The sequence below is a fragment of the Paenibacillus sp. J22R98 genome (assembly GCF_059383835.1).
In genome coordinates this window covers 572,616-591,382 of sequence record NZ_JBXENW010000003.1, presented here as the reverse complement: position 1 = coordinate 591,382, position 18,767 = coordinate 572,616, and the positions used below count along the sequence as shown (strand labels likewise).

Annotated in this window: 16 protein-coding genes and 1 riboswitch; of the genes, 1 reads left to right on the top strand and 15 read right to left on the bottom strand. The window is 51.2% G+C overall.

The annotated features are described in order from the left end of the window. Positions 1 to 58 precede the first annotated feature (58 nt). The 15 genes from AC50Y3_RS12915 to lepB form a co-directional block, all read right to left on the bottom strand. Positions 59 to 2,995: an extracellular solute-binding protein gene (locus AC50Y3_RS12915; protein WP_494819116.1), complete on the bottom strand. Its 2,937-nt coding sequence runs from the start codon at positions 2,993 to 2,995 to the stop codon at positions 59 to 61. Between the two features lie 193 nt (positions 2,996 to 3,188). Further along, positions 3,189 to 4,583, bottom strand: coding sequence for an ABC transporter substrate-binding protein (locus AC50Y3_RS12910; protein ID WP_494819115.1), 1,395 nt, complete (start codon positions 4,581 to 4,583; stop codon positions 3,189 to 3,191). Between the two features lie 359 nt (positions 4,584 to 4,942). Further along, the gene (locus AC50Y3_RS12905) at positions 4,943 to 5,983 is read right to left on the bottom strand and encodes a LacI family DNA-binding transcriptional regulator (RefSeq protein ID WP_494819114.1); all 1,041 of its coding nucleotides are present in this window, start codon (positions 5,981 to 5,983) and stop codon (positions 4,943 to 4,945) included. Positions 5,984 to 6,269: 286 nt separating this feature from the next. After that, the gene (gene cobS / locus AC50Y3_RS12900) at positions 6,270 to 7,085 is read right to left on the bottom strand and encodes an adenosylcobinamide-GDP ribazoletransferase (protein WP_494819113.1); all 816 of its coding nucleotides are present in this window, start codon (positions 7,083 to 7,085) and stop codon (positions 6,270 to 6,272) included. A 1-nt stretch (position 7,086) separates the two neighbouring features. After that, positions 7,087 to 7,710, bottom strand: coding sequence for a bifunctional adenosylcobinamide kinase/adenosylcobinamide-phosphate guanylyltransferase (gene cobU / locus AC50Y3_RS12895; RefSeq protein WP_494819112.1), 624 nt, complete (start codon positions 7,708 to 7,710; stop codon positions 7,087 to 7,089). Between the two features lie 40 nt (positions 7,711 to 7,750). Continuing rightward, on the bottom strand, positions 7,751 to 8,809 hold the full coding sequence (gene cobT / locus AC50Y3_RS12890; RefSeq protein ID WP_494819111.1) for a nicotinate-nucleotide--dimethylbenzimidazole phosphoribosyltransferase: 1,059 nt from the start codon (positions 8,807 to 8,809) through the stop codon (positions 7,751 to 7,753). A 100-nt stretch (positions 8,810 to 8,909) separates the two neighbouring features. Beyond that, a complete protein-coding gene (locus tag AC50Y3_RS12885) occupies positions 8,910 to 9,713 on the bottom strand; it encodes an ABC transporter ATP-binding protein (RefSeq protein WP_494819110.1) in 804 nt (267 codons plus the stop codon). After that, positions 9,710 to 10,750: a FecCD family ABC transporter permease gene (locus AC50Y3_RS12880; RefSeq protein ID WP_494819109.1), complete on the bottom strand. Its 1,041-nt coding sequence runs from the start codon at positions 10,748 to 10,750 to the stop codon at positions 9,710 to 9,712. Before AC50Y3_RS12880 ends, AC50Y3_RS12885 begins: the two co-directional genes overlap by 4 nt. A gap of 1 nt (position 10,751) precedes the next feature. After that, positions 10,752 to 11,753 (bottom strand): ABC transporter substrate-binding protein, encoded by a 1,002-nt coding sequence (locus AC50Y3_RS12875; protein ID WP_494819108.1) that lies wholly within the window; start codon positions 11,751 to 11,753, stop codon positions 10,752 to 10,754. Between the two features lie 174 nt (positions 11,754 to 11,927). After that, positions 11,928 to 12,192, bottom strand: a riboswitch (cobalamin riboswitch). Positions 12,193 to 12,231: 39 nt separating this feature from the next. Continuing rightward, positions 12,232 to 14,448 (bottom strand): heavy metal translocating P-type ATPase, encoded by a 2,217-nt coding sequence (locus AC50Y3_RS12870; RefSeq protein ID WP_494819107.1) that lies wholly within the window; start codon positions 14,446 to 14,448, stop codon positions 12,232 to 12,234. Positions 14,449 to 14,578: 130 nt separating this feature from the next. Beyond that, positions 14,579 to 14,887 (bottom strand): rhodanese-like domain-containing protein, encoded by a 309-nt coding sequence (locus AC50Y3_RS12865; protein WP_091218217.1) that lies wholly within the window; start codon positions 14,885 to 14,887, stop codon positions 14,579 to 14,581. Positions 14,888 to 15,033: 146 nt separating this feature from the next. Then, on the bottom strand, positions 15,034 to 15,345 hold the full coding sequence (locus tag AC50Y3_RS12860; RefSeq protein ID WP_210661392.1) for a heavy metal-binding domain-containing protein: 312 nt from the start codon (positions 15,343 to 15,345) through the stop codon (positions 15,034 to 15,036). A gap of 55 nt (positions 15,346 to 15,400) precedes the next feature. Next, positions 15,401 to 15,742, bottom strand: coding sequence for a DUF3889 domain-containing protein (locus tag AC50Y3_RS12855; RefSeq protein ID WP_494819106.1), 342 nt, complete (start codon positions 15,740 to 15,742; stop codon positions 15,401 to 15,403). 68 nt (positions 15,743 to 15,810) lie between these two features. Continuing rightward, positions 15,811 to 16,815, bottom strand: coding sequence for a DUF4184 family protein (locus tag AC50Y3_RS12850; RefSeq protein WP_494819105.1), 1,005 nt, complete (start codon positions 16,813 to 16,815; stop codon positions 15,811 to 15,813). A gap of 2 nt (positions 16,816 to 16,817) precedes the next feature. Then, the gene (lepB, locus tag AC50Y3_RS12845) at positions 16,818 to 17,369 is read right to left on the bottom strand and encodes a signal peptidase I (RefSeq protein ID WP_494819104.1); all 552 of its coding nucleotides are present in this window, start codon (positions 17,367 to 17,369) and stop codon (positions 16,818 to 16,820) included. A 193-nt stretch (positions 17,370 to 17,562) separates the two neighbouring features. Between lepB and AC50Y3_RS12840 the strand changes: the two genes are divergently transcribed. Further along, complete coding sequence (locus tag AC50Y3_RS12840) at positions 17,563 to 18,759, top strand: MFS transporter (RefSeq protein ID WP_494819103.1); 1,197 nt, start codon at positions 17,563 to 17,565, stop codon at positions 18,757 to 18,759. Positions 18,760 to 18,767 lie beyond the last annotated feature (8 nt).

The following is an 18,767-nucleotide window of genomic DNA, read 5'->3' as shown; positions in this document are numbered from 1 at the left end:
TGCCATAGTCGTTGTTCGTTGATTCGGGATATCGATATTTGACATTTGGACTTCTCCTTTATTCCGGCAGGCCGAATTCTTTGCGTTTCGCGCGAATTTCATCTTGGATATACTGCGCGTAATCGAGGATCGCTTCGCGCGCCTCCGTATTCGCACCGACGACGACTTTCAAGAATGCGTTCTGCAAATGCCGTCCGGTGAAGTAACCGCCCGGAACCTCCGGAATGCCGCGGACCCACTCGAATTCCTCTTTCAAGCTGTCATAATCGGCCACTGGCCAAGGCAAGCTGTCAAGCGCTTTGACGTTCGCGGTCGGATAGCGGGCGGATGCGCCCATAAGCGCCTCCATCTCGCGGCCGTACTTCGTCTGCGCATCCTCGCCGGTCCACCATTTCATAAACTGCCATGCGGCGTCCTTATCCTTCGCCTCATTAAGCATCAGCGTGCCGCTGCCGTTGCTCGGCGTATCTCTGCGGATCGTGCCGTCCGGCTGTTTCGTACCCGGAATCGGAACGAAACCCCACATGCCGCGAATTTCCGGCGCGAATACAGACAGCTGGTTGTACGTCGTGTAATCGACGATACCGATCGGCATTTCACCTGTTCTGAAGCGGTTCGCGAAATCGAATTCGCGCTCGAGCTTATAATCGCTGTAGAGGTCGGTCCAGGTTTTGAACGTTTCGACCCCGATTCTGGAATCCAAATCAGACTCTTTGCCTTCATTCCGGTAAAATTGCCCGCCATTCTGCATGAGCAGGGTAGCAAAGATGGCATTGGGAGGAATGTTCTGGCCTGGAATAGGCACGGAGGTCGCCGGAGTCGTAATCGGCATGCCAAGCTGCATCCGGTTCTTGTTCAGCACTGCGAGCAGCTTATACATATCGTCCCAAGTCTGAGGCACTTCAAGGCCCAACTCTTTCAGAACGTCCTTCCGATAAAAAAGCATATTGAAGGTTTGGGTTTCCGGCAGCGCATACACGCCCTTCTGATAGGTGAATGGCACTAATGCGCTTGGGCGGAACCAATTAGCTACTTCCTGGTAATCCGGGAATTGCGACAGATCTGCCGCAGCTTTGCGCATCGCGTAATTCACCGGAATATCGTTGCTGATTTGCATCGCGACATCCGGCCCTTGGCCTGCAAGCGTAGCCGGCAGCAGCGTATTCATTTGCACCAACTTCAGATTCACGTTAATGCCGGTCTCCGGCGTGAAGGTTTCGTCGATCATCGCTTTCAGCGTATTCGCCTGGTCGCGCCCGCTTCCGATCCACACGGTAATGGAACGCGGATTCTTCTCATCGGACGCATTGCCGATCTGGTTGTAATCAATGAAGAAGGAATACGCGAACGTTGTGATCTCATGGCTAAGTCTCGTAAAAAAACCGTCACCGGCGGAAGGAAGTTTCTTATTTGGCGAAGCGACATAGATTTCATCGATTTGCAGCGGCATTTCGAGCGCCTTCTGCAGCCAAGTGCCCAGACCGCCCGTGTTGCTCTTGTAAGCGGCAAGGCGGCGCGGAATCGTGTCCGGATTATCGATAAGCTCACCAAGCTGCAGCGCCATCGTCTTGAGAAGCGCTTCGGAATCGCTGCTTCCGCCCGACAGTCTCTTCAATTCTTTGCTGACGGCTGTCAGTCTTTCTTCCTCCGACTTGAACGTCTTCAACAGGTTCGGAACCTGCTCGTCCACGCGGTAGTCGCGGAACTTATCCGGCGATGCGCCCGTAATCATAATGACTTTGCGGTACATCTCGTTGAGATTGAACAAGCTGTCTTTCACTTCGCGGATGAGCGGCGCAAATTCGCCGAGCGTGTCTTCAAGGCGGATGATATTCTTGCCTTTCTTTAGCTCGAACAAATACGGCTCGTCTCCTCCCATGACGTCGATGCGGTATCCGCTCTTATAGCGGAACGGAATTTGCTCCGCTTCCCGGAAGGGCACTTCTCCGTTAACGTACAGCGTGCGCGTCGAGTAGATGCCGCGGACGAATTGCTGTTTGGCTTTAAAGGCGATCTTGTATAATCCTGCTTCCGGAGCGTCAATTGCCCATTCAATCCACTGTCCGGGCATTCGCCAATTGTAGCCGCCGATCGTATTCACCCGAATGAGCTCCGGACTATACGGCTGTACGGCTGCGCTGGCTCGTTCGGTTTGCGGATAGAGCGTCGGAGAAGACTTGGCGCGCGCATTCTCGGCTTGAACCGTAATGAGCTGGCCGTCTGTTTCCTTCAAGCCCTCCTGCTTGTATCGCTTAACGGTTTCTTCATATAGCGCGGGATGTTTGTCTTGATACAAGCGCAGCTGCCGAATGACCATCGGCTCGCGTTGCGATACGAATGAGAGCGTGTGCGTTCCGGCGGTCAAGTAGAACCGGAAAGGATCCGCGTAGTAGCCGTTCGAATCCTTGAGCAGCAATTCGCGCCATTCGGGCCGCTCAAACTGCTGCGGGCGCAGGTCGTTTCCGCGGTTATCCCGCTTCACCTGATCCAGCTCATTGTCCCAAATGCGGTCGAATTGCAAATAACCCGCTTCCTCGAACGGCAGCTCTCCGTCGATCAACAATGAACGCTCGATGCTGGAGCTTTTTCCTTTGATAGGATAGTACTTTACCGAGATATTGTAGAAGCCCGCTTCCGGGACATTCACCGTCCAGTCGACTTGCCCTTGTTCGCCGGTCTTGAGCGAAGTACCGCCCATCCCCTCGTAATTGTCGAGCTTCTCGATGTCATCGCCTTCCGCCTTCGCATAATCGGAAGCATGGATGATCACTTCGCGATCAGGGAACCCGGCACTTTCATTCTTGGCCAGGTACGACGTGTAATCGCCTCGTTCTTGCTGCAGCGAGGTCCACGAACCGCTGACGAACGTCGACTTCCCGCCAGCACCGCTAACGTTGTCTGCCCCAAGCTGGGACCAGAGCACAATTAGTCCGGCCGCTCCGATGATGCCGATCAACCATAAAGTCAACTTCTTCTTTCGAACAGTTCCTTTCAATGTCAGCCCTCCTATGCGGCGACTTGATCTGCGGCCAACCTCATATTTTTTCACCTAACGAACTAACTGGACAGTTAGGTTGTTATGATCGCATGATAGGTTGAAGTAGCATCCGGGAATTGGTGAAACAAAAGGGGCTGTACCGATTTGTCGGCAGCCCCTCTACTTAGTTGCCAATCCTGCTCCAATCAGCTTATTTCAGCTTATCCAACGCAGCTTGGCCGTTTGTCTTATACTTCTCAAGCGTTGCCGCTACGGATTGATTTTTGACGATAATGTCATCCATGATCGTGAAGAACGGGAAGTCTGCAACGCCTTCTTCAATCGAAAGGCGGCCAGTACCGTTTACGTGCTCGATCGCCATCTTGATGTCAGCTTCGTTCTTGAAGCGAGCCTCAAGCCAGTCTTGACCGAGATACTCTTCTGTCGCAGGGATATCTTGCAATTCTTCGAAAATTTGGTACACGATTTGCGGGTCCTTCGTTCCTTTTGGAATAAAGTAACCATTTTGCGCCGTGTTCGCGAAGGTATATTTTCCGTCGCTTTGCGGACCTGCCGGGTTAGGCACGAGACCAACCTCGAAGGTCAGATCCCCCATGTTCCAGTCATAGTTGATTGACATGGCGACATCGCCGTCTTTGAACGTATTTGTTTCGTTCCAGTCCATTTTATTGCCGGATTTCACTTTCACGACATTCTCCACATTGTAGAGACGGTTAACGAATTCAAGCGCTTCAGACATCTTCGGATCTGTAAAACCTAGCGATAAGTCCGTATCGGCAACGAACAGCGCGCCGTTCGTTACGCCGATGTGGCGAGCCGCGTCAGCTGCCCAGCCTGCGTAGCCCCATGTATCTTTCTTGCCGTCGTTGTTGGAGTCGGTCGTTGCTTGCTTCGCGATTTCCATGAACTTCTCCCAAGTCCATTCGCCGTTGTTGTACAGATCCTGCGGATCCTGCAAGCCAAGCTTCTTGATTAGATCGCGGTTATAGTACAGGCCCACTGCCGAAATGCCAGGCGTGTTGAACGAATATTCCGTTCCGCCGATTGCCGGCAGCTTCTGAACGTGCTTCTGTTCTTTGTTGATGTCGTTATCAGCCGTTGTGAAGTCCGTAAGCGGAAGTACCAAGCCTTGTTTAATTGGCGCGATCGAGCGTTTGAACTCCATCATCGAAATGTCGGCCATAGGCTCGCCTGCAAGCACTGCGGTCGTGAACTTGTCCATGTATTGATCGAACGGAATGTTCACGAATTCGAGCTTCATGTTATATTTTTCTTCGAGTTCTGCAATCTTCGCCAAGGAGGCTTTCTCGCCGGCCGTTTCACCTTTTGGCTTGCCATCCCACCACATGGAGATTTTGATTGTGCGGCCGCCTAAATCGATGGCTTCAGCCACAGGCTCGTTCGCTGCGTTATTTTCTTCGGTTGCGGCATTGTTTGAGGCAGGTTCGGTCGTTGTGTTGGTTGCAGTGTTGCTTTCGGTTGTGTTTGAGACATTGCTGCTGTTATTGCTGTTGCCTCCTCCGCACGCGCTTAGAGTAAGCATTAACGAGACAGACAGGATTGTAAGTGCTTTCATTTTTCTCATTGCAAAACAACCTCCTATTTGTTTGTCTTGCCGCACTTCGGAGCACAAGCCAATCCGCCTCCGAACCGCCTTTCTTTACCAGATTCCCCAAAGTAAACGTTTACATTTCATCGTTTAATGTTATCTCACCACCACCGTTAGGCTAACATTTCCAAAAGCACATGCCAAGCATAGCATCACCTGCCAAAAACAGTCAATTAAATTTTGGTTAAAATAACAAATAAAATTCTCGAATGTTTTTAAAGTGTTATGTAATTGTTATTTTGTTAGGTATTTATGCATACCTAACGGCATATAAAAAGCCCGCCGGAACGCGCTTCGACGCATTCAGATGGGCCTTAAGGATTCCATATATCAATTCACATAACGGATTCCATGCTCGTAATGGGATGAGCATAGGCATCTCGAATAATGATATCGCCGTAAATCAATTTTTTCTCATAGGACGAGCTCGGATTAAGGATCCGCCACAGGATCTGATCGACAGCTCTCATTCCAAGCAATTCCTTGTTCACATTAACCGTTGCAAGAATCGGATAATTGTCGCAGGTGTTGTCGTAGCCGGTAACGGCGCATTGTTCCGGAACCTGGATCTGCAGCTTATTCAGCTCTTCGATCAAATACCTTGCATTCACGTCGTGCGCGCAGACGAATACCTCAGGCAGCTCTCCCAGCTTGATCTTGGAGAATAAGAGATACATATCTTGAGCGTCGGGACCGATCAACTGCGGGTCTTGATTCAATTCGATCTGATAGCTTTCCAACGTCGTGCGGAAGGCAAGCCATCTCTCGAAATAGCTAGGCGCATCATTGATGCTCCCAACGTATTGGAACTTCCGGTAGCCCTTGCTTATTAATTTCGTCATGAGCTCCTGTACACAGCTGAAATTGTCGGAGAATATCGTGTCGCAATGGAGTGCCGGATCACTGTGGTCGATCATCACGACAGGGATATTCATTCGTTTAATATCGAGCAGAATCTGAGTCGAGACAGAGCCGATCGTAATGACGCCCTGGATGGCTTCGGGTTTGAGAAGCGAAAATACATGCTCGCCGGACGGTTCGGTCAGCGTAATGATGTCCATGCCCCGCTGGCTCAATCTCGCGTTGACGCCGTCAAATACAGGACCCCAATACACGGAATCCCGATTCTGATATCGCACGTTCGGAAACAGGACGACAATGGTTCCGCTCCGCTTCATGTCCTCATGCTCGTTCAGCTCTCCCGTAAACCGGGCGGGCTCATTATTTTTGAAATATCCGAGCTGGCCTGCCGCTTTCATGATCATTTCTCTCGTTCGCTCGCTCACGCCATTCTTGCCAGATAGCGCGCGCGACACTGCAAACTTTGAAACGCCCGCAAAATCGGCGATTTCCTGGATTTTCACTTTTCCTCTCATTCGGACCAGTCCATTCTGTGCACAATTTAGGTATCTCAGCCTATTGATCGGTCTTTGAGCGCATTTCGATGAATGAGTCCAAATTTGCCGCTTGTTGTAAACCAATCATAGCAAACAGTTTGTCAAACGTAAATCAGATGTTGCAATTTGTTATGTATTTGTTTGGTCGAATAGCAAAATCTCAACGAAAGTCCCATTTGGACATACAAAGAACGACCTTGCAGTCTTGATAACCGCAGGTCGTCCCTTATCGTTTCTCGATCGCAATGCGTAAACGAGACTCCAATTACACCAAAACCAACATTAGATTAAACAGCAGAATCGATTCTATGATTTCAGACATGGCTCCATAGGTATCTCCGGTCAAACCGCCCAGTTTGCGGGTCAGCCAAATGCCGAGAATCCAACCCGCGGCAACCGCGATACCGCCTTGCAGCAGCAGCGTAACCAACGCCGATTGAAGCCCAGCACTCGGCCATACAAGCCATGAACCTGCCGCCAGCAAAATGGTCACCACCACAGCCCACGCGGCATGACGAAAGCGCACCGCTCGAAACAACGATGCCATCCCCTCGTTTGGCCTTGCGAACGGAAACACTGCCATGGCGAGGACAATCCATAACCTGCTCCAGGCGCAAGCCATCATGATCAGAGGGAAGAGGCAGCGCCAGTCCAGCTCCGATACGTTCATTACAGCCGACAAACTGGAGAATTTAAACAATAACAGCAGCACCGCCGTCAATACGCCCATCGCGCCGACCCTGCTGTCTTTCATAATATCCAGCATCTTCTCGCGGGAGCGGTGGCTCATCACCCCATCCGCGGTATCCATCAGCCCATCTGTATGCAGTCCGCCGCTAAGCGCAATCCAGACCGCGAGCAGAATAACGGCAGACGGCATCGCTGGCACTGCGTCATGAAGCAGCATGCCAGCCAACGCCACAGCACCGCCGATCACTGCACCTACAACGGGATAGTAGATGACGCTTCGCGCAAGTACCTCCGGCGTGAATGGGATCACGACTGGGATCGGAATTCTCGTCAGCAGTTGAAATGCGGTTCCAGCCGCTTGCAGCTGTTCTTTCAGTATTCGGCTAAGCATGCTAATCCTCCCCCAGGTCAAAAGCATGCGCCTTCAAATCAAGCGGGATTCCGGCCACCACTAGCAATGCTTGCTCTGCGCATGCAGCCAGCTTGCGGTTCATTCGCCCCGCCTCGTCGCGAAATTGGCGTCCGAGCGGATAAGCAGGCACGATCCCGCTGCCTACCTCGTTCGTCACTAGCAGAAGCGAACCGGTGTAGCTGGAAACAGCATCAATAAGTCGATTAACCTCCGCTGAGAGTGCACCGGAATCATAGCGGTACGACTCTCCGTCATTCGCATCGAATTCACCTAGTCGAAGCATCTGATTCGTCAACCATAACGTAAGACAATCGACGATAACGGCCGGACGCCCATGGTCATGGTCTCGCCCCTCTCCCGCAACCACCGCTTCCGCCTCGAGCCTTACCAACAGCTCCGCCACATCATAAGGCTCCTCAATCGTTTGCCAAGCAAACCCGGACCGCTCGCGCGAATCCCGATGGTGATCGGTCCGTTCCTTCATCTCCTCATCCCATATCTGAGATGTGGCGACATAGATGCCCCGCTTAGCCAGCTTCTTCGCGTACGCTTCGGCAAAGCCGCTCTTCCCGCTCCGTGCACCGCCGGTAATGAATATCGCCATGTTCTCCCCTACCTCTCGTTCCACCAATTGCTATAGGCAGCTACTCGCGCGAAACACCGGCGCTCTCGAACGTAGCCATTTCCCGCATTATACGAAGTGCCGCATCGACAAAATGGAAACAAAGCACGGCTCCCGTCCCCTCGCCAAGCCGCATTTCCAAATGAATCATCGGCGATAGGCCGATCTGAGCGAGCAGCTTGCGGTGTCCTTGCTCTTGCGAGAGATGTGAGCCGAGCATAAACGCCGCCGATTGCGGTGCAATCGAGGCTGCCACAAGCGCCGCTGCCGAAGAGATAAAACCATCAATGATAACCGGACAGCGATTGGCGGCGGCGCCGAGAATGACGCCGACCAATCCGGCAATCTCAAGTCCGCCTACTTTTGCCAGCGTACCGATCGGATCGCTCGAAGTAGGCGCGTTGCAGGCGAGTGCCCGCTTGACCACATCGACCTTATGCAAACGCCGCTCTTCGTTGATGCCGGTACCAAGTCCAACCGCCTCATCTGCCGTCATGCTGCCGAGCACCGCGCAGAGCGCGGCGCTTGCCGTCGTATTGCCAATCCCCATTTCGCCCGTTGCGAACATGCGATAGCCGTCAGCAGCAAGCTTTTCCGTCAAATGAAAGCCATCTATAATAGCCGCGACCGCTTCATCGCGCGTCATCGCCTGCTCTTTTGTCATGTTCGCAGTGCCCTTACGGGTTTTGCAGGTAAGCAATGACGGATGCTCCAAATCCGCATTCACGCCCATATCCACGCAGAACACATCGGCACCTGCAGCTCTGGCAAGTACGTTCACGCATGCACCGCCTGAGAGAAAATTCAATACCATTTGAGGTGTTACTTCAGCGGGAAAAGCACTAATTCCTTCTTCGCATACACCATGATCACCAGCCATCACAATAACCGCACGCTTCGATAAATCAGCCGTGATTTCGCCGGTTATGCCAGCTATTTGCTTCGCGATTTCCTCCAGCTTTCCCAAGCTGCCGGGCGGTTTCGTCAAATTGTCCAAATGCAGCTGCGCTGCTTCCATATGCTCCACGTATAGTGGCTGAATTCGTTCAATTAACCCCGTTAAATAAATTTCGTTTTTCATGCTAATTCTCCTTTTCCAATGCCCTTTTCAACTAAAATATCGGCTGAACACCGTCATGGAACTGTCCACTCGAAGGGAGCTTCGCAAGGCGAAACCATTGTCATTCACCTCGAACGTATTCCCCTGGTTGCACGCCGGGTTGCAGTAATAGCTGGGGTACGCCGGTATCCGGATGCGGCAGCACGATGGATCTGGCGCCAAATACCGTTAGAATGAGCTCAGGCCGAATGACTTCCGAAGGAGGCCCAAAAGCTTCTATGCCTCCATTATGTAATACGAGCAATTCATCGCAGTAATGCGCAGCCAAATTCAAATCATGCAGTACAGCAATTACTGTAAGTCCCCGCTCGCGCTGCCACTTCTTCACCGTATCCAGCAGCTGGACCTGATAGCCGATATCCAGATAAGTGGTCGGCTCATCGAGAAGCAGCAGCTCCGGCTCCTGCGCCATCACTTTTGCCAAAGCAACGCGCTGACGCTCGCCTCCACTAAGCTGATCGATCCGTCGATGCTGCAGTTCAAGCAGTCCCATGGCTCCAAGTGCATCGTCGACCACATCACCGCTGCCGGAGGTTTCCTCACCCAGCCAATTCTGGTAGGGAAAACGCCCCATCGTGACTACCTCTCGAACCGTAAAACCAACCGCCGGAAGTCCGCCTTGCTGCAGCACGGCGACCCATTTCGCCAGTTCTTTGCGCTTATATGCAGCAACTGCCTGCTCCCTCAACCACACTTCGCCGGAAGTGGGCGGTTCCATTCCTGTTAGCAGCTGGAGCAACGTAGATTTACCGACGCCATTGGGACCGATAATGCCGTACATTCGACCTTCCCGCATCGAGAAACTAATCTCGCGCAGAATTTGCTTGTCCGCAATTATTTTGGATAATCGCCTTGCTTCGATCATGCCTGCGACCCTCCTTGCAGCACCTTGCGCCGATAGAGCAGATAGGCAAAGAACGGTGCACCGATAAGCGCCGTCACCACGCCAAGCGAAATTTCTTTCGGGCTGAGTGCAGTCCGAGCGAGCGTATCCGCCCATAGGAGATAAATTGCACCACCTACGGCAGACAGCGGAATAATCAAGCGATAATCAGGACCGACAAGGAGGCGCAGGAGATGAGGCACAACTAGCCCTACGAATCCTACTACACCGGCAATCGAAACCGCAACAGCCGTCAATAAAGTAGAAACGATAAGAACGATCAGCTTCGTACGCTCAACATTTACACCTAAATGCGCGGCATGTCGCTCACCCAGCACGAATAAATTGAGATGCTGCCCGTAACGAATCATCACCGGCAGCCCGACAATGAGAAACGGTACGATCAACCGGACATGCTCCCAGCTCCGTGCGCTAAGACTGCCCATTAGCCAGAATAAGGCTTCGTTAATAACGCCTTGAGACATCGAAACCATGAACGTCACGAAAGCGCCAAGGAACGCTTGAACGATTACACCGGACAAGATTAGCGTCTCGACGTTAATCGCACCTCTTGCTCGCGAGAGTGCAAATACAATAATGAGTGTAATTATTCCTGTTGTGAACGCGACTAGCGGGACAGTCCATAAACCGATTACCGTCTGATAACCAAATACGATCATAAACGCCGCGCCTACCGAGCACCCTGTTGCGACACCAAGGGTAAACGGATCGGCCAGTGGATTTCGAAGCACACCTTGAAACCCGGAACCGGCAAGCGCCAAACAAGATCCGACAAGCATGGCCAATACGACTCTGGATAATCTCAGCTGAGTCACAATTGCAATATCGCTTGCATCATAGAGACCACTCGGATCTTCCATCCATGGCAGTTGATGAATCAGAATTCCCCAAACGCTCAGCAACGGCAATCTGGATGAGCCGATAGACAAACTGACGACGACGGATACAGCAAGAAGGAGCATCGCTGCTCCTCCATAAACATACAGCTTTTTTCTCATCTTACTTGAACAGATCCGGATGCAGCTTCTTCGCTACCTCCAGCAGCCCATCGGCTAGTCGAGGTCCGACACGGGTCAACGGATCCTGATCAACTTCAAATACTTGCTTATTCTTAACGGCATTAATCGTTGCCCAGCCCGGTCTAGTCTCAATCCCGGTTAGGATTGGATTCTTCTCACCTTCGGCAAGCGTCATGGAAGCATAGATAATCTGATCCGGATTCGATTTCACGACTGACTCGGGATCAATCTCGTACCAGCCCTGCTCGCTTGCAATGTTAACACCGCCGGCGAGAGTAATGAGTTCATCCAGAAACTCTCCTTTACCGACTGTCCAGCCCGGTGCGAATTCCAAGTACACATTCCGTTTCGGAGCATCTTTAACGGCATTAATAACCTGTTCTCTAACTTGCTCCATATGAGCCGTAACCTGTGCGGCTTGATCGTTCTTATCCAAAATTTCACCGATCTGCTTCACCTTCTCCATGACTGCATCATACGTCTTAGGATCTGTTGCAAATACCGGAATTTGAAGCGAACGAAGTTTATCGACAACGGCTTTTCCCATTGTATAGGAGGCGAGCACAAGGTCTGGTTTAAGCGAAACGATTTTCTCAATATCGGCGTCCATGTCGCCGATCTTCGGCAGACTCTCCGCTTCCTTCGGATAGTTGGAGTAATTATCTACCGCAACCAGAGAGGGCCCTGCATCTACAGCATAGACGATTTCCGTCTCACTAGGCAGCAGCGAAACAATACGCGCGGGTGCCGACTGGAACGTGAGCTCCGTACCCGTTACATCCTTCAACGTCAGCGGATATACCGAATGTTGTGCCGCATTATTTGTAGTTTGATTCTGATCAGCCGAGTTGGCGGTATTACTCTCAGTGGCAGCTTGAGTTCCGTTATTTTCCTTCGAACCGCAAGCAGCTGTAATCAACAGCAGCGCGGCCATGGTTATTAGTAATGCGATTTTAGTTAATGGCATTAATTTTGATTTCATTTGATTCATACTCTCCCTATTCTATAATTGCGTACAAGAAGAAACGGCTGTCATTCTAAAATGACACAAAAAAAGCATTTCCGACTTGAGCGTCAGAAATGCTTACGTTCCTTAGAACATCAGCGGGCAATACAAAACTGCCCATCTCCAACACCTCCCTAAGTCCTCGTAGGTAGCGTTCATTCTGAACAGGCAGGTATCCTGACTTGAAGCTTCTGTCATCAACGTCTTCCCAAACGATCCCATCGTTCAGTGACTTCGTATTGATGCATTGTCGACCGCAGATGGACGAGCATACCTCCATCCAATATCGACGCTTCTTACAGTGGCGGGTCCGTGCCGGTATTGCACCGGTCTTCCCTTTTAAGCTAAGCTTGCGCGATTCTTCAAATGCTTGAATCGACGGCATACGCTTAGCACCTGTTCCTAAACTATGAAATTGTGCTTGAGTAAATATACCATCACCTATTTAAGATGTCTATATTTGGCCTCGTTTCCGAAGAAATCGATTCATTTGGCCGTTTAAACGCAATGCATTAAATACGACCGAGACCGAGCTGAGTGCCATAGCTGTTCCGGCCATCCACGGCTCTATGCCGCCCACTGCTGCAAATGGGATCACAATGGAGTTATATAACAGCGCAAAACCTAGATTCTGACGGATATTGCGTACCGTCAGCCTACTGATTTGAAACGCCTCATAGATGCCTGTCAGACGCGAACGAAGCAGTGTCATATGCCCGGCATGAAGCGCTGCTTCCGTACCGCCGCCCATCGCGATGCCGACGTCTGCGGCCGCAAGTGCAGGAGCATCGTTCCAGCCGTCACCGGCCATTGCGATGACTCTATCTTCCGCTTGCAGCTCCCGAATGAGCTCCGCCTTGTGCTCCGGCAGCATGGAGGCATGAACATCTTCCTTTGCAATGCCCGTGATCCTGGCTACGTTCATAGCTGCTGACGGATGATCGCCAGTGGCAAGTAGAATCCGAATCCCCTCGGCTGCCAGCGCGGTCACCGCATCTGTCGAGGAGCGCTTTACTTGATCCGTGAAGGCAAACGCACCTGCGCACTCCCCGTCTATCGCGGCATAAATGACCGTCTCCCCGAGTTCTTCTTTACGATTGACGAAGCTTAACAAAACCCTGTTCATCGTCCAGTTCCGCTCAGCGGCAAAACCTGCATTTCCGATTTCAACCCGCTTACTCTCCACGACAGCCTCAATCCCCTTACCAGGGAACGAATGATATGCCGTTGATTCCGGAATGACTAACCCAGCCCTCTTAGCGGCCGCCTTTATTGCTGATGCGAAAGGATGCTGCGAATCTGCCTCAGCCGATGCCGCTAAGCGCAGCAGCGCACTTGGTGAACCGGACAATGCGGATACTTCCGTTAACGCAGGTTTGCCTTCGGTTAACGTCCCCGTCTTATCCAGCACGATTGTATCTAATTGAGCCAGACGCTCCAGCGCGCCGGCTTCCTTCATTACAATGCCGCGGCGAGCAAGCTTACCGGTAGCCAATACGAGTGAAATCGGCGCTGCCAAGCCAAGTGCGCACGGACAGGCAGCCAGAAGCACAGCCAGCGCGTGAAGCGACGCCTTCCCCCAATTGCCCGGCTCAAGCCAAATTAGCCAGAGAAGCAAGGTAGCTATAGAGAGCAGCATCATGACAGGTACAAAAATAGCCGATAACCGATCTACCCTTCTCCCGATCGAGGACTTCGTCGCTTGAGCTTGGCGCGTCAACGCCGCAATCCGGCTTAACATCGTATCCGGCCCTGTCGCCGTGACTCGAATTCGCAGCTCTTGTCCGCGAACAATTGTACCCGCGTACACTTGATCGCCGGCAGACCGCACAACAAGTGCGCTCTCGCCTGTTAGGAATGATTCATCCATCGTCGAATGTCCTTCGACGATGATGCCATCAGCAGGGAGAGGTTCGTTAACCGCTGCAATAAGGTGATCTCCGATCCTCACTTTGGCGAGAGAAGTTTTCTCCCTGCTGCCACCGCGAATGACGATCGCTTCATTGGTTTGGAGCGCGGCATAGCTGTCGCTTTCCTTCATAACCCGCTCCGATGCGGACGCCTCCAGCAGCTTGCCGAGCAGCACGGCGGTTATGACCACCGCAGACGTTTCAAAATATAACGCTCCCCCGGTCATCATGGAGATATAACTGTACGCGAACGCAGCCGTAGTCCCAATCGCAACGAGTACATCCATATTCGCCGTTCGTTCTCGAAGGGCGTAGAATGCCCCAATGTAAAACGGCATCCCGATAAAGAACTGCACGATTGCTGCAAGCACAAACTGAAGCAGCGGCTCTTGAATAATCAACGGAACCGGAATGGCTTCCAGCCATGCATAATGATGCACCATCGTCCATAGCAGCGGGATCGTGAAGAGCACCGCTACGAAGACGCGCACCTTAAGCGAGTCGAGTTCAGATGTGCCGTCACCATCCTTCCCGTAGAGGAAAGCATGAAATCCAAGCTGTCCGATTCGTTCTATAATGGATGTCGGTGTCGTTTGTTCCGGTGAGAAGGTGATGTAAGCTGATTTGGCCGCATAATGAACGGATACACCGGATACGCCTGCCAGCTTGCCTACAGCCCGTTCGATACGGGTTGCACAGGCTGTGCAGCTCATGCCGTGTATTCGCAAATCAAGCGCTTGGTCTCCGTGTTGCTGCTGCATAAGGAACCTCCTAAATCAAACAAACTAGCTGTCCTACTCTCCACTATATGGCAGGGTTGTTCGACTCATGATATAAACAAAAAAAGCACCTTCGCGCAGCAAGCGCGAAAGTGCTCTCTTGATCCATACGCTATTCCCCGGTAGCCACTTCACCGGGCCAGCTCAGCATACCGCCGAGCACATTAACGACCTCATACCCTTGCGCAGCCAAATAATCACAAGCTTTGCCGCTGCGATTGCCGCTTCTGCAAACCATATACAGCGGTTCCTCGAAATCATTCAATTCCCCTAGTCGTTCGATGAAGACGGAGAGCGGGATGCTCACCGCTTCTTTAATGTGACCGGATTCCCACTCATCAGGTTCCCGAACGTCGATCACGCTCAATTTCTCGCCTTCCCGCAATCGGGTTTCCAGTTCACTTGCTGTTATTTCTCCCATTTCCTGCAATCGCTCCTTAACGCATAATATTCAAACCTATACCTGCATTCTACTCCTCTGGCAGGCCCAATGTCCATCCAGAGAACGACATAAGAAAGAGCAGCTTCCGCTACTTCCCGCGAACGCTGCTCCTTCCATCCATTTCGTTAAATGCGTACCGCTGTCCCGCTTACTGCAACCATAAGCATACCTTCACGTACGACCTCATAATCGATATCGATGCCGACAAGTGCATTTGCGCCAAGCCTTGCAGCTTGACTCTGCATTTCACTAAAAGCAACGTCACGCGCTTCCTTCAGCTTCGTCTCGTAAGCACCTGAGCGTCCTCCGACAATATCGGTAATGCTGGCAAACAAATCACGCATTATGTTTGCACCCATAATCGCTTCCCCGGTTACAACACCAAGGTATTGCTGAATCGGATGTCCTTCAATCGTAGGCGTAGTCGTTACTATCATCGAAATCCCTCCCAATCGGTATAGTGAGTCATACGTAAGAAGTCAGTCCTTGGATTCAAATCATGGATGAAAAAGCAGGCAAGCCATCCACTTTCCCGTCTTCCATAAATTGAATACGAACGACTTTCTCGCTATGCTGCTCAAACCAAATGCGAACGGTCACTTCGAACTTGCGGGAGCCTTTGTTCAGCAGCATGCGAAACGTTTCTGTCATCATGCCCGCTTCCTCCACTTTGCGCCCGACATGCTTATAATCCACGATTTCGGCATGATAGCGGTGCATCGTTTCTTTCATCGCGAGTCTGCCCCACTTTGCGTACGGCGGTTCCGCAGAAACAGGGGTTACGGCACAGAGCAACATCATACAAGTCATCAATAGAATAATTAATGGTCTCATTCTTCCACCTCCATAGTCTAGGCGATGGTAGAATTCCCCAATTCGAGCCCGTTCATGCATGCTTAATCTTATTGTTTCAACTGGAATGCATCTTTGACCACATGCTGGCTTCTTATCAAAATCCGACATGATAGCAGCAGCGCGGCACTCCAGCACCATAGAAATCCATTCCAGAGCGGATCAAAGACTCCCTTAGGCGGATGAATAAACTTATAAGGGATACCGTCTGTGAATAAAGTGTCTCTTAGGTTGGAACCGACTCTGAGCGCAAGAATAGCCGCAACGATTAGTGCAAGTGACACGAGCGCATGCCACAATTTCTGCTTCTTCACGGCCCAATAGAGCAGTGAAGCCACATAGAATCCGAATAATAACGAAGACAATGGTGCCACAACAACGAGACTGACGAAATCATGCCTGTGGATAACCATCGTTTTGAACTTGTAAGTAATCATTGTCGTGGCGAGCATCACTAACCATAAGGCAATTTTCGTGCTTGGAGCTGCGAGCTTTTCTTTAACCGTTGACCGTGTCATGCCTAAGAAGCGAAAGTATCGATACAAGAGCATCAGTCCCGGTATAAACAGCCCCACCAACGAGAAGTCAATCTGCAACTGTGCATATAATGGCTCTCCGTTATGATATTCGCGCAGGAACGAGAACGTCTTGACAAAAATACCGCCTTCATGCGTCCAAGCATCCACAAACATATGGGTCCAATAACCAATGAATAAGGAAATGAGAAACACAATCCACGCGCGCATCGAATCTAACTTCCAGTCCACGCACATGCTTTTGACAAACTGGTCCATTCTCCCGAACGACGGTAGAAACTTCGGCAGCACCGGCTTGATCATGAGATGAAACACGAATGCGAAGGCTAAACATAAGGGCAAACCTTGAACCAGAAAACCTACTATTGAATGTCCAATACTCTCGTAGGGCTCCATGGCTACAAAATACTCCATATCAGGCGACATGCTTCCCAGGATAAGTCCCGTAACGCTTACCCATGTTGGCTTTATTCGTCGTAGCGGAACCGCAAAGAGCGGATGTGCAAATGTAAAAGGCACGGTTAATCCAACCCGCCGAACTTATTCAGCGGCCATAGACGGAATACTGCTCGGCCTTCCACGCTGGATAAGGCGATAGGGCCTAATACGCGGCTGTCTTGACTGTTTTCTCGATTATCGCCCATTACGAATACGGTGTTAGACGGAACGGTGTAGGGCATTCCCAGCCCGTTTGAGAAGGTGAGGCCTTTTATGTACGGCTCATCCAATTGTTTATCATTAAGAATCACATGGCCGTCTCCGGTTATGTTTAGAACATCTCCCGGCAAGCCGATCACGCGTTTAATGAGTCGCTTGTCACTTTCGGGTCCGTTGATGATGACAATGTCCCCCCGATGCGGCGATTCGAACCTGTAGCTGATTTTGTCCTCGATTAGCCGTTGACCTTCAACTAAAGTTTTTTGCATCGAAATATTTCTTACTTCCGTTTGGGCAAATGCGTAGTTCTGAATCAGCAGCGCGGCTACCATCGCCACGCCTAACGTGAGAATCCAGTCCCTTATCTCTCTCGCCCACCGTTTATTAGGTGTAGGTGTAATTTCTGGTTTCTCCATTTCCTTCTCCTTCCTACTCGTACAGTATCGGTTTCGTCGTTCGTTTTCTAGTTAAACTTCCTATAACATATTACGATTTTAACCATCAAATAGTTTCTTTGAAAACAGCATTTTGTAAAAAGCATTGCCCGTCCACACACTGGTAGGATAAAGTTAGGAGATTAATGCAACTTTTAAAGGGAGTGAATTTTCGTTGTCCGCTGAAGCTAAGGCTGCACTTATACCTACTACGCGCTCCGACCATGTTATTTTCATCGTTGTCACTTTATTGTATTGGTCCACGCTTTATGTCTATGTCCCGATCCTTCCACCATTCATGAAAAGCAGCGGGTACGCCGATGTACTGATCGGCATCGTGCTTGGCAGCTACGGCTTCACGCAGATGCTCGTTCGTTTCCCGCTCGGACTCGCTTCCGATAAGCTTCATAAGCGAAAGCCATTCCTGATGCTGGGCATGGTCAGCGGTGCATTAAGCTGTGTATTGTTCACGATTCCCGGCTCCTGGCTGTGGCCGCTAGCGGGACGAATGATGTCAGGCGTTTGCGCCTCTGCATGGGTAGCGTTTACTGTATTGTATGCAGCCTACTATGCCTCCTCCGAAGCAACGAAAGCAATGAGTAATATCAGCTTCATGACCGTCTCCGGCCAATTAATCGGAATGACCTTGAGCGGCTGGCTCGCCGGCGCTTACAGCTGGAATGCTGCTTTTATCGCAGGAATCGGACTCGGCATCGCCGGTTTGCTGCTTTCCTTTGCCGTTAAAGAGCCGCGCGAAGGGGTAGAACGACCGCCGATCTCACTGCAGCATCTGCGTGAAGTCGTTCGGACATCTTCACTCATCCAGGTATCGACGCTGTCTATTCTGGCTCACTGCGTTCTGTTTATCACGATGTTTGGTTTCACGCCATTGAAAGCCACATCCTTAGGGGCATCAAGCAGCCAGCTCACCTTAATCGTCATTGCCTTCATGGTTCCGCATGCTATCGCTTCCTTGCTTACAGGCCGAATTCTGGCACCCCGCTATGGAAGCAGGAATGTTATCGCAATCGGCTTTGCACTTAGTGCAGTGTGCACGATTGCCATTGCTTACTCCCCTTCGCTGGGATGGCTGGCTCTCACACAGGCGCTTAACGGCTTTGCTCAGGGCATGCACCTGCCCTTGCTGCTCGGGCTCGCCATACAGCCGTTTGAGTCCTCTAAACGCGCAACGGCGATGGGTTTCTACCAAGCAGTTTACTCGATCGGCATGTTCGCAGGCCCATTCCTAGCCGGCTTCATTAATGAAGCCTTTGGTCGCGATTACGGATTCTGGCTGGGCGGACTCTTCGCTCTAGCTGCACTGGCCCTCACGCTAATCTGGCGCCGCAGTAACGCGCCACAATCCGCATAACAACAGAA

Coding starts and splice junctions, on each gene's coding strand:
- AC50Y3_RS12885 (WP_494819110.1), bottom strand. CDS start 9,713: ATGATCGAAGCAAGGCGATTATCCAAAATAATTGCGGACAAGCAAATT.
- AC50Y3_RS12865 (WP_091218217.1), bottom strand. CDS start 14,887: ATGGGAGAAATAACAGCAAGTGAACTGGAAACCCGATTGCGGGAAGGC.
- AC50Y3_RS12855 (WP_494819106.1), bottom strand. CDS start 15,742: ATGAGACCATTAATTATTCTATTGATGACTTGTATGATGTTGCTCTGT.
- AC50Y3_RS12880 (WP_494819109.1), bottom strand. CDS start 10,750: ATGAGAAAAAAGCTGTATGTTTATGGAGGAGCAGCGATGCTCCTTCTT.
- AC50Y3_RS12910 (WP_494819115.1), bottom strand. CDS start 4,583: ATGAGAAAAATGAAAGCACTTACAATCCTGTCTGTCTCGTTAATGCTT.
- AC50Y3_RS12875 (WP_494819108.1), bottom strand. CDS start 11,753: ATGAAATCAAAATTAATGCCATTAACTAAAATCGCATTACTAATAACC.
- lepB (WP_494819104.1), bottom strand. CDS start 17,369: ATGGAGAAACCAGAAATTACACCTACACCTAATAAACGGTGGGCGAGA.
- AC50Y3_RS12870 (WP_494819107.1), bottom strand. CDS start 14,448: ATGCAGCAGCAACACGGAGACCAAGCGCTTGATTTGCGAATACACGGC.
- cobT (WP_494819111.1), bottom strand. CDS start 8,809: ATGAAAAACGAAATTTATTTAACGGGGTTAATTGAACGAATTCAGCCA.
- AC50Y3_RS12905 (WP_494819114.1), bottom strand. CDS start 5,983: ATGAGAGGAAAAGTGAAAATCCAGGAAATCGCCGATTTTGCGGGCGTT.
- cobS (WP_494819113.1), bottom strand. CDS start 7,085: ATGCTTAGCCGAATACTGAAAGAACAGCTGCAAGCGGCTGGAACCGCA.
- cobU (WP_494819112.1), bottom strand. CDS start 7,710: ATGGCGATATTCATTACCGGCGGTGCACGGAGCGGGAAGAGCGGCTTT.
- AC50Y3_RS12860 (WP_210661392.1), bottom strand. CDS start 15,345: ATGATAGTAACGACTACGCCTACGATTGAAGGACATCCGATTCAGCAA.